This window comes from Coleofasciculus sp., assembly GCF_046539235.1.
GTDB lineage: Bacteria > Cyanobacteriota > Cyanobacteriia > Cyanobacteriales > Coleofasciculaceae > Coleofasciculus.
Genome location: NZ_JBKHHI010000001.1, coordinates 74,452 through 85,525, shown reverse-complemented (window position 1 = coordinate 85,525; position 11,074 = coordinate 74,452). Strand labels below are relative to the sequence as shown.

The following is an 11,074-nucleotide window of genomic DNA, read 5'->3' as shown; positions in this document are numbered from 1 at the left end:
AGCGTCAAGTCGTCTGGGAAGATCGACGTCTCATGCCCGATAACTAAATAGGGGCGGCTGAATAAGTTTTGTGGTGGGGAGAGGGAACAGGGAACGGGGAACAGGGAACGGGGAACAGGGAACAGTTTCAACCAGAATCGCTGATAGCGGTAAATCGGCGGTGATAAGTGAACAGGGAATAGGGAACAGTTTCAACCCCCTGTTGAGGTTTGAATTCATGCGCTTAAGGGATCAAGCAACTCACCCATCCAGGCTTCAACTTTCTGGCGCAGACGACCCGAGTTTCCTGACACAGGGAGTTGAGAGAGGGCACGTTGATAGTCAGCGATCGCGCAGTTCCAGTCTCCCCGGAGATGATAGGTACGACCTCGTTCGGCATAGATGTGGTTTTGTAGGCATCCCAGGATTAAAGCCAAGTCCAGGTTTTCGATGGCGAGGTCATAAAGTCCTAGTTCCCGAAACGTGATGGCTTGGTTAATCCAAGTGCGAACATTACGCGGATTGAGATCCAATGCTTTTTCGTAATCGGCGAGTGCTTTGGCTAATTGTCCCGTAGCAGCATAGTAATTGCCGCGATTATTGTAAGCGCTGTCCAATTCGGGATTGAGTTGTAAGGCTCGGTTGTAATCGTTTAAAGCTTTTTGACGCTGACCCATTTGGAAGTAAATCAATCCTCGGTTGTTATAGTCAATGGCGTGGGTAGGATGATGTTTAATTGCCTGACTCAAAAGCGCGATCGCACTCCTGTACTCTCCCTGTTTGGCTTTGCGTTGAGCTGAGGTGCGTAAATTTTTAATCGAAAGGTGGTCAGGGGTTCGAGGGGTTAGTGTAATCCTGGGTAAAGGCTGGGGTTTCCGGCGGGACATGGGAATCCATTGTCTATTCTCTTCATCGCCTTTGATAAATACATGAGCGTTCATAATCGTTCTCCAACAACACCTGCGGTCTATCTACAATCAACCTTAAGTCTGGCTGCACCCCGCGAGTTGGTGTCGGTGTGTCACTTCCTGAGGCGTCTTTACTCCTCTTCATAATCACCAGCCAACCCAACGTATTGATGTTCTATGAGAAATCTACAGCACAGCTTAGCTGCTTTCCTGAAATCTTAATGAATGAAGCTGAGTCATTCCCTCTATCCTGGGTGTTGTTCACCCCGCTAGCTGTGTGAACCTACAAAAATTGGCACAATCGCAATCAGCACTCAAACCTTTATTGCCATCTGGCGATGCTCCGTCCCCCAACCTTACAGGGCTAACGGTAACCTGCCAGAAATCTGCAACGTTTCTTTACATTCCCCAGCAAGTGATTGCCCAGTCTAACTCACAAATAAAGAATATCCAGTCTAGAAGGTGGTAAAATGCAACCCAAGTAACTGATTGGTTTGGGTTGGGAATAGTTAAGGACACTGAAAATATGGCAACCACAACAGCATTACAGAATGCTCCTGACGTTAGTGCAGATAACTATTTAGTGGTAGGGTTAGCCACCTGCTTCTTGAAACAAGAGGGTGAAGTTGAGGAGGTGAAAATCCTGGAACCGATTCCCTCGGCGGCTCTGGAGGCAGTTCTCAAAGGGATTCCGACCTCCTATTCCATGGCGCGTGGCACCACACTGGGCGAGGTGATCAGTGGTGACACCCCAGAAAAACCGCCGGAATTTCCCGCAGAGGCTCATTTTTGCGATGATTTTATTGCCCGCGCGATCGCAGCAGCTCGCACGTACAAAACTCGTCCGGAGGCACAAGTCCACATTCCCCCCGGTACAATGCGCGATGATTTCAATTACTCCATCGAACGCAAGCGGGTGCTGAATCAGATACGAGTTGTGCGTAAGGAAGACGACGTTAAACAGCACGAATACACTCACAAAGTTCTTTAACCCAAACGACGATGCTAAAACTTTATGGTGGCTCCCGCAGTCGGGCGTCAATTGTCCAGTGGTATTTAGAAGAATTGGGCATTCCCTACGACTATGTACTGTTGGACATGGAAGCTGGAGAACATCGCCAGCCGGATTATCTGGCGATTAATCCCATGGGAAAAGTTCCCGCCATTATGGATGAGGATTTCCAACTGTGGGAGTCGGGAGCAATTTTGCTCTACCTGGCTCAAAAATATGGCAACCTGAACGGATTGGAGGAGCAAGCAACCATAGCTCAATGGATTTTGTTTGCCAATGCGACGCTTGGTCCGGGAATTTTTGTGGAGGCGAGTCGAGAGCGGGAAATGCCGAAATTATTTCCCCCGCTTGAGCAACGTTTACAGAATCAACCGTTCTTATTGGGAGATAAGTTTAGTGTCGCTGATGTGGCTGTGGGATCGTATTTGAGTTATATCCCGATCATGTTACAGCTTGACCTGAGCGAGTACCCAGCTATCTCAGACTATATTAAACGCCTTGGTGAGCGATCGGCGTTTCAGAAAACGATTGGCGGACGCAGCTAAATAGGGGCTGCTGAAGGGGAGCGGGGGAAGCTGGGGAAGCAATGTAGAGACGTGCCATGGCACGTCTGGGAGCTGGGGGAGCAAGGGTACATTTTTCCTGAGCAAGGTGATGCCATACAGTTGAAGGATGCTACCCGATTTCCTTGAATCAAATCCCCTATCAATAAAGCTCAAAGCATTTATGGGCTTTGCAGTTTGGACTTTGTGCAGCAAGCCCTAAATATGTAAAGCTGTGGAATATGAATCAGGACACCCCTAACTGGAATGCTGCTGACTTAAGCTGGGTTCGTAGTAGGCACGAAGCGTGCCAGAAGCCTTCGCATCGCTTACTACAAACTCTAAAGTCAGTGCCATTTTCCCTAACTGGGTGTCCTTGCCATAATTGATTTTATTGATTTACCGGAAACCCACAGCCGCTTGCCAAACAAACGCTAGCAGCAAGAAAAAGACGGGGATGACTGGGAGAACATCTACGATAGGGTCAAAGATAGAGTAGGCTTCAGGCAATTTCGCCAACAGCATGGCTGCTTCCATAGTTAAGTCTTCCTTTCTAAACGAATTTTCAGAATTGAAATGGATCTTAACATGAACTGGGTTACAACTGAGCTAGCTTCAGGGGGTAGGTTGGGTCTAGGGAAGAGACCCAACCTACAAATCTAAACCTGAGCTGTTGCCAATTCAGCTTCAGCCGCAACTGGATAAATGCTGACTTTCTTGCCAGATTTACCCTTTCTCTCAAACGTCACCGTGCCATCAATCAGGGCAAATAGAGTATCATCTTTGCCACGACCAACATTGGTACCGGGGTGAAATTTGGTACCCCGCTGACGCACTAAAATGTTACCTGCTTTGACAACTTGACCGCCAAAGCGTTTAACTCCTAGCCGCTTGGCATTAGAGTCACGACCGTTACGAGTACTACCTGTACCTTTCTTGTGAGCCATAGTCTCCTCTTGTTTTAATGGTGTGATACCAAATCCGGGGAACGCTACCTTGGTTATAACTTAGTCCGCGTAGGCGGACTTTGCTTGTGTAGCAGCGATTTCAATCGCCTCCTCTTGCATGGAGTGATCAAGGCGGATTTGGTGTGAGTGGATTCCTATTCTTATTCTGAAGCAGTTTCCGGTGTTGCTTCCGGGGCTGACTCCTCAGCCTCAGTTGGCATTACCTCTACAGGAGTCTCAGAAGTCGGTGTTTCTGTGGATTCAGCGCTAGTACCCGCTAACACTGAACCATTCATACTGATAGCATCAACCATCAGGCGGGTAATTTCCTGGCGATGTCCCCGCTTTTTGCGGGTTTTCTTCTTCGGCTTCATCTTGTAAACCAGGATTTTGCGATCGCGAAAATGTCGCATCACCGTGCCTTCAACGGTTGCTCCATCAACCCAAGGCTGACCAATGGTGACGTCACCATTATTTTCAACCAGCAACACCCGTTCAATCGTAACTTTTTCTTCGGGTTCAACGGGTAGGAGTTCAATGTCGTAAAAACGACCAGGTTCAACTCGTAGTTGTTTTCCGCCTGTCTCAATAATTGCGTAACTCATGGGATTGTCCTTATATGTAGCCGTACAGGTAGCTAGCTCATTAACGAGTTAGGACTGACGTATTGGGTCGTTATGGTCAGGATAGGCAAGCGTGATTCCTATCTAGCTTGCGGTTGTACTCGACATGACGTCTTTTACTTTAGTCCTACTCATGTAGAGGGGCGATAAATCGCTTGCGCTCTAACGCTTTGAGCAGCCTTTGGTATATCTTGACCTGATCCGAGCAGGAATATACACGCAGTTAACTATCATCCTTGATTAGACAAGGTCGCGTCAAGTATTATGAAGTTATTTCCCCAAATTAGCAATACCTCATCTTGATCCAAGAGTTAGAGCGACAATAAACTTGAGCAATAGTAAATAATTTATAATTTTATACTAAATGAATTTAACGGATTTTTCTAATAATTTGCCTTCTTACGACGCCACGGATTTTTATTTCTAGAAGGTAAAAAAAGTTTAGCTAATCTATCAAAAACTCTCATGTAAATTGATTTAGTAATATTTTTAGCATATTGAGGTCGATGAATATAAGTACAGTGGAGTACTTTTATCGGTTCATATATTCCTTCATAAAAATCCTTATACATAGTTAAATAGTTATAATTGGGAGGTAAAACTTTTAGGCTTGGCTTGACAAATTCAATAGCAGCAGCAAAAGCACCTTGATCTCTTAAAAGAAGAATATCTTGATTTTTAATAATAAGTTCTAGATACTCTTTGTATTTATCAAATAAAATCTTATTGTTATACTTTTTCCGAAACGCAATCATTCCACTATTATACTGGACACTACCTTCTGTTAAGGGAAGTCCTACAGATTGAAGAACTGGTAAAACATCATACTTAGTTTCAAGATCTTGTTTAACTCTCAGTAAGTTTGAGGCATCAGTAATGAAAGGTCGAACATCTTTAGTGACTAATAAATCAAATTTATCCAGATAGCTAAATACCTCATCAATGTTAGAAAGCAAGCAAATATCGTTATCCATGAATATTGTTTTCTCAAAAGGAGACTCATTATATAAAGCAACTTTAGCTTTTCTGGCGGCTAAAACTGGATTTTCATCAGCAGGACTCTCTTTCAATATCACATTTCCGAAACCTTGTAGGAGAGGAGTTAAGAACTTCGGGACACGATCAATTAGAATTAAAATTGGATCTTGGTGAAATTTCCTAACTGAACTTAAAAAATGAATACAGTCTTGGAAGGCATAAACTCCTGTTAAGATTGTGACAAATCCTTTTTCTTTAGATTGCATTTTATTTCCTAAGTATTAAATAATGATAGCTAATCGGATGGATTCTACAGGTTTATAGTATTAGCAAATGATAGTAATAATTATAGGTTATTCTACATACTTCATTATCTTAGCCATTCTACTTTCCCAAGAAAACTGACGTGCAAAATTAATCTGTTCTACATAACCATCAATTTTTCGAGGATAATTGTTTAACACTTGATTAAGGCATTGAGCGTATCGAGTTGAATGATCGGGTTCACACCAGCCAGCAATAATATTTGCCTCTTTAAATTCCATTAATGGAGGTATCTCTGTTGCTACAATAGGAGTTCCAGACGCCAAATATTCAAAAAATTTGAGGGGTGAGGTAAACGTTGCTGCTTCGCCCGAACAGTGAGGATGAGCTAAGATATCGGCAGCTTGCAGTAAACTAGGTAAATGTTCGTGCTGAATGTAGCCTAAAAACGCAACATTATCCGCTTGTTTTTCCCTGGCTAGTTGACGATAGGCTTGTACCTGCGGTTCATCTCCTCCAGCAAAGGCAAATTGAATCTGGGGTAATTTTTTAGCAACATCAATTAGCAGATCAACCCCTTTAAATCTATACAATCCTCCTGAATATACTACCAGGTTTTGTCGTCCCTCGGTTAGCAACTTTTGTCGCCATTGTTTAGCTTTTGCAGGTTGTCGAACTAGAAATGATTGATTAAAACTAAGATGAAGCTTGAGTATTTTATCGGGTGGCATGCCCTTTTGAATCATTTTCTCGCGCACAGGTTCGGCAACAGTGACCGCTACTTGAAAGAGAGGATTTTGAACAATGTCTTGATCATATTTATGGTTGGGATAGTGTTCTCGCTCGTAAATAACTGCAATACCCGATCGAATAGCTGCTTTCACCAAATTCCAATCTAAAGTATGCAAAATTTTAGTATGAGGAAAAATATGAATAGGAAAATAGTACTTGCAAACTATCGTACTGGGGTGAGTCCACTTTCCTCCAATTCGACCAATGGGCCACGGCATAGCTAGGGGAATAACTTTAAGTTTATTGTCAATATTGTAATATTTAACGATTTTTTCCTCTGGCTGGCTCAGGCGAAATGGATAAATCCAGTCAATGGGATTAAGGGATTGCTGTGGTTTCTGAAGATAGACTAAGACAGCGGGATAGCCTAGGTTTGCTGCTGCATTAGCAGTATTAACATCATGAACTATATGAGCTTCTGGTTTAGGTAAAACATTTCTTGTGAAAAAAATATAATATTTATTCATCTGATTGTTATATTTTTTTAAGAATTTGAAGAGGAATATGTCTATTTTTTTACGATCTTAGCACTATTTTCAAATAATTCAATAGTATTAAGAATATTTATAGCTGAACTATAAGATTCTTCTAGTAATTCATTCTCCTCTTCTGGGGTATCTACTAAGTCATCTGCTAACAACCGGATAGAACCGAGCATGGAATTGAGCATGGTTCGGACTTCGTGAGATGCTTTCATTAAAGCCGGATTTGTAGTGGGCGTACCTTGAGGATGTTCAGCAAATTGCATCTGATACAACCGTGCATAATATCCTCCTTTGCGTAAAAGTTCCTCATGTTTCCCGACTTCCACCACACACCCTTTCTCTAAAACCGCAATTTGATCAGCATTTTGCACAGTGGAAAGGCGGTGAGCAATAACCAGAGTTGTGCGATCGCGACTCAATTCCTCCAGCGCTTCTTGCACCAAACGCTCAGAAACCGTATCTAATGCACTCGTAGCTTCGTCCAGAATCAAAATATCTGGATTTTGCAACAGAGCGCGGGCGATGGCAAGGCGCTGACGCTGTCCTCCTGATAATAACACCCCGCGATCGCCAATCATCGTATCAAACCCCCCAGGGAGTTGTTCAATAAATTCTAAGGCATTCGCCCGTCGCGCTGCTTCAACGACCTCTTTTCGAGAAGCATCCGGTCGAGCATAAGCAATATTATCGTGAACCGAGGTATTGAACAAAAAAGTATCCTGGCTAACAATTCCCATATTATTGCGGAGACTTTTGATATCAAACTCCCGCAAATCGATTCCATCTAGGGTAATACTACCCTCTGTGGGATCATAAAATCGTGGTAATAAATCAGCTAACGTTGACTTACCGGCACCAGATGCTCCCACTAACGCTAACGTTGTCCCACGAGGTAAGTCTAAATTAACCTCTTTTAACACTAACTTGTTCGGTTGAGTCGGATAGGCAAACGATAGCTGATGAAAATAAATTCCTTTTTTTAAGGGATGATAAGGCTGAGAACCTGGCTGCATAAAGGGCTTATTATCATGACGCAAGAAGTCATGTGCTACTTCCACACTGGCTGAACTATTCGCTAAGGAACCCCTAGCTCTGTTTAACTGAGAAATTAACGGTAAGAGCCGTTGCAGTAAGATTAGAAAACTTAATAATACCGCCGATAGAGCCTCGATCTGACTAGCAAAAAATATTCGCCCCATAAACACAATTCCCAGCAAACCGACAATGCTAGTCACTTCACCAACAGGTCCTATGGCTGCATTGTTTGCCTGGGATTTAAAATCTGCCTTTTCGCGATCGCGGATTAGCTTCCGGATTCGTTGATACTCTCTCTCATCATTACCGGTAGATTTAACCAGTCGAATTCCGCTTAACGTTTCTAGCACGGCAATCGAATAAGCTTTTGACAGACTTGATAGCTGTTTGCCAAATTCTTTGGCACGACTAATTGAGTATTGATTGACTAACGCAACAATAGCAACTAAAACTGTTGAAGCTAACGTTAATTGCCAGGAAAGAGCCAGTAGTAAGGCGAGAAATACTAAGGCATTCGTCACCGTCACCATCATATTCAGTAGGGTGCTGACTTCCCCAGCGGCTCGACCGATTTCTGTCCCTAGGCGATTCACTAGATCGCCGACTTTCATGCGAGAGTGAAAATCTATATCTACGTCTAGTAATAATTTCACTCCTGCTTCACGTAAATCACAGGTTATTCGGCGTCTTAACGAACTGGAGGCTAATGTACTGGCATAATTAGAAAGATTTTTTAAAATAATTAGTCCCACAATAGCTCCCGCCATCGCTACCAGTCGATAATTTCCGGGCAGGTTATTAAAGGGAGACATAATCGCCTGGAGAATGGGCGGACCACTTTTTAAATCTAAATCTATACCTAAAAGATTTAAAATTATCGGAGCGATTAGGGCTGTACCAATACCGTTAAATAATCCACCCGATAATCCTAACAGAACTGTTGTCGCTACTCGAATCGGATATCGTCTAATAACTTTTGATAATAAATTGGAAGCCATAGAGTCTTATTTGTTTAGTATGATCAATACTTAAAACTATAATTTACTAATCACTTCAGATAGTATATCTGCCATTTTATCTATACTGTAACACTCCATACACCTTTTTCTCGCTTTTTTTCCTCGCTCAATTGCTTCTTGGTAGTTTTGAAATATCCACCGAATTTTATCAGCAATTTGTTCAGGAGAACTGGCATCAACCAGATAACCAGTGTCTGCTAAAATTTCCGGAATGTCGCCAACGCGGGTGGATAAAATTGGTTTACCCATTGCCATAGCATCGGTTAGTTTCAGCGGAAACTGAGCTTTAGCGGCTGGAGTATCTCGCTGAGGAACGACCACAATATGAGCCGCTGCAACAACTTCAGGCATTGCTGACACAGGTAACCTTGGTAGCTTGATCATCCAATGTCCCCATTTTTCCATGAGTTGATGGTCATAATCATCGTAAGGACTACCTCCGACAATTACAAGCCTTAAGTCGGACTCATTTAATTGATCAAGCGCGATTAAAACATCTTCTACACCTTTATAAGGGCGTGGCGCTCCTGGAAACATGAGAACTCGATAGTCAGCCAGATCATATCGTCTTCTACTGATTTCTGGATTATAGTGACTGGGGTCAAACACTGTCGTATCTTTGCCCTGAGGTAGATATACACCACCAAAACGTTCTTGCATGAAATGGGTATGAGTTGTGATCACATCAGCTTGGGAAGCCAAACCTTCTATCAACCTTAAATAAACAGGATGATTCGGATTTCTGAGAGCGCCTTCAGGTTTTAAAATATCTCTAGCGAATTGTTTTAAGCTAGGACGGTATGTCCAGTTATCACCTCCGTACCAACTTAACTCCCAATCGTCTATATCTAAGAGAACAGGACATCGGGTTTTAAATTTTTGAATAAGGGCAACACCAAAACTTGTTGGTTTTAATTTGCTGGCATAAATAATATTTCCTTGAATATTCTTAATTAGAGTATTGATTGAAATAATAAATTTTGGATAATTATCAGCGGGAATTGTAACAATAGGAATTTCAGAAGGCGGAATATCTGGACTCTGCTCGTGGGGAACAAATCCGATAACTTCGACTTCATAATTGAGTCTTTTGAGAGCTTTATACAATAAAAAAGGTCGCACGGCTCCGCCCCACCTGCCAGATCCACTGCTTGATAAGTCACTGACAACTAATGAAATTTTCCGCTTTGGTTTCAACGATTTGCTTGTTTTTAACTGATCCACTGTAGTCGTCCCATTTGCCGTTCATCCAAGACACGATTAATATAACTACGTTCCTCTTCCGTAACTTTATAATCAGAAAGCATCGTAGTCACCAACTGAAGATACTCCCAACGGCTCAATTGACCCGTATCGAGAATCCGATCAACAATTGGGGCGATCGCGGGACTAGAGGGGCGTTGAACAGTTCCTGCCATGGGCGGTTAGTCTTTTTTGCGGTGACCTAGATTTTCGACTACGATAGCCTAGTTAACCGAGGTTCGTCATCTCAAGCTGAGTTGGCGGCAGTAGAGATAGTATGAAGGTTAAAGGCTCTTGAGTATTTCCATTCTAATCTAATCCCTATCTAGGCGATTTGCCATTGAGGTGGTTTACATCTGAATACAGAAAATAGATTGACGATAGATTTTCCTGAGGAGGAACGAAATAGATGCAAGTCCACCGACTACCAGCCCTTTCGGATAACTATATCTTTTTGCTGCATGAACCAAAACAGAACATTGCTGCTGTGGTTGATCCAGCCGAGGCTCAACCTGTATTACAGCATCTGGAAAAACTGGGTGCAGAGTTAGTAACAATTTTTAACACTCATCATCATTGGGATCATGTGGGTGGAAATCAAGAGTTAATCCAGCGATATCCTGATGTCTGTGTCTATGGGGGAACCCAAGATCGTGGCAGAATTCCGGGACAACAGGTATTTTTACAAGAGGGAGACCAGGTTCAGTTTAGCGATCGCACGGCTGAGGTCTTTTTTGTTCCCGGTCATACGAGCGGACATATTGCCTACTATTTTCCCCCGGTCACCAGCGATGATGTGGGTGAATTATTCTGTGGTGACACCATATTTGCCGGAGGATGTGGCAGGCTTTTTGAAGGGACACCCAAGCAAATGGTTGATTCCTTGAGTAAGCTGCGAAGGTTACCGGACAACACCCGTGTCTGGTGCGCCCATGAATACACCCTAAAAAATCTCAAATTTGCTCGCACCGTTGATCCCAACAACCCAGACCTGCAAAGCCGTTATACTGACATTGAAGCGGCTCGTCATCGAAAAGAGGCAACAGTCCCCTCCTTACTGGGCGTCGAAAAACGGACGAATCCCTTCTTGCGCTGGGAACAACCAACAATCCAAGCAGCGGTCAACAGTACAGAACCCGTGCAAACCTTTGCCCGATTGCGGGGAATGAAGGATCAGTTTTAACCCAGGGTGTAGAGACGTAGCATGGTACGTCTCTACACGAATCCCAAATTTTCGTATAATTGGAG

The 11,074-nt window shown here is 43.2% G+C and carries 12 protein-coding genes; 3 read left to right on the top strand and 9 right to left on the bottom strand.

The window, feature by feature from the left end:
• Positions 1-215: 215 nt before the first annotated feature.
• Positions 216-920 (bottom strand): tetratricopeptide repeat protein, encoded by a 705-nt coding sequence (locus ACLFWI_RS00390; RefSeq protein WP_446411242.1) that lies wholly within the window; start codon positions 918-920, stop codon positions 216-218.
• A gap of 493 nt (positions 921-1,413) precedes the next feature.
• On the opposite strand from ACLFWI_RS00390, the gene ACLFWI_RS00385 reads away from it, so the two are divergent.
• Positions 1,414-1,878 (top strand): hypothetical protein, encoded by a 465-nt coding sequence (locus ACLFWI_RS00385; protein ID WP_446411241.1) that lies wholly within the window; start codon positions 1,414-1,416, stop codon positions 1,876-1,878.
• An 11-nt stretch (positions 1,879-1,889) separates the two neighbouring features.
• Complete coding sequence (locus ACLFWI_RS00380; protein WP_446411240.1) at positions 1,890-2,444, top strand: glutathione S-transferase family protein; 555 nt, start codon at positions 1,890-1,892, stop codon at positions 2,442-2,444.
• Positions 2,445-2,840: 396 nt separating this feature from the next.
• Here the strand turns inward: ACLFWI_RS00380 and ACLFWI_RS00375 are convergent, their stop codons facing one another.
• The 8 genes from ACLFWI_RS00375 to ACLFWI_RS00340 all read right to left on the bottom strand — a co-directional run bounded on the left by ACLFWI_RS00375 (position 2,841) and on the right by ACLFWI_RS00340 (position 10,002).
• Entirely contained in the window at positions 2,841-2,978 is a 138-nt protein-coding gene (locus tag ACLFWI_RS00375) for a photosystem II reaction center protein K (protein ID WP_006103223.1), read from the bottom strand.
• Positions 2,979-3,100: 122 nt separating this feature from the next.
• Positions 3,101-3,388, bottom strand: coding sequence for a 50S ribosomal protein L27 (gene rpmA / locus ACLFWI_RS00370; protein WP_446339739.1), 288 nt, complete (start codon positions 3,386-3,388; stop codon positions 3,101-3,103).
• Positions 3,389-3,549: 161 nt separating this feature from the next.
• On the bottom strand, positions 3,550-3,993 hold the full coding sequence (gene rplU / locus ACLFWI_RS00365) for a 50S ribosomal protein L21 (RefSeq protein WP_446411239.1): 444 nt from the start codon (positions 3,991-3,993) through the stop codon (positions 3,550-3,552).
• A gap of 401 nt (positions 3,994-4,394) precedes the next feature.
• A complete protein-coding gene (locus ACLFWI_RS00360; protein WP_446407879.1) occupies positions 4,395-5,255 on the bottom strand; it encodes a hypothetical protein in 861 nt (286 codons plus the stop codon).
• 87 nt (positions 5,256-5,342) lie between these two features.
• Positions 5,343-6,512 carry a glycosyltransferase family 4 protein gene (locus ACLFWI_RS00355; protein WP_446411238.1) on the bottom strand — a complete coding sequence of 390 codons (1,170 nt, stop codon included), beginning with the start codon at positions 6,510-6,512 and terminating at the stop codon, positions 5,343-5,345.
• 41 nt (positions 6,513-6,553) lie between these two features.
• Entirely contained in the window at positions 6,554-8,563 is a 2,010-nt protein-coding gene (locus tag ACLFWI_RS00350) for an ABC transporter ATP-binding protein (protein ID WP_446411237.1), read from the bottom strand.
• A gap of 36 nt (positions 8,564-8,599) precedes the next feature.
• Positions 8,600-9,808 (bottom strand): glycosyltransferase family 4 protein, encoded by a 1,209-nt coding sequence (locus ACLFWI_RS00345; protein WP_446411236.1) that lies wholly within the window; start codon positions 9,806-9,808, stop codon positions 8,600-8,602.
• Entirely contained in the window at positions 9,796-10,002 is a 207-nt protein-coding gene (locus tag ACLFWI_RS00340) for a hypothetical protein (RefSeq protein ID WP_446374644.1), read from the bottom strand. Before ACLFWI_RS00340 ends, ACLFWI_RS00345 begins: the two co-directional genes overlap by 13 nt.
• A 233-nt stretch (positions 10,003-10,235) precedes the next feature.
• Here ACLFWI_RS00340 and gloB point away from each other — a divergent pair, with 233 nt between their 5' ends.
• Positions 10,236-11,009, top strand: coding sequence for a hydroxyacylglutathione hydrolase (gene gloB, locus ACLFWI_RS00335; RefSeq protein ID WP_446411235.1), 774 nt, complete (start codon positions 10,236-10,238; stop codon positions 11,007-11,009).
• Positions 11,010-11,074 lie beyond the last annotated feature (65 nt).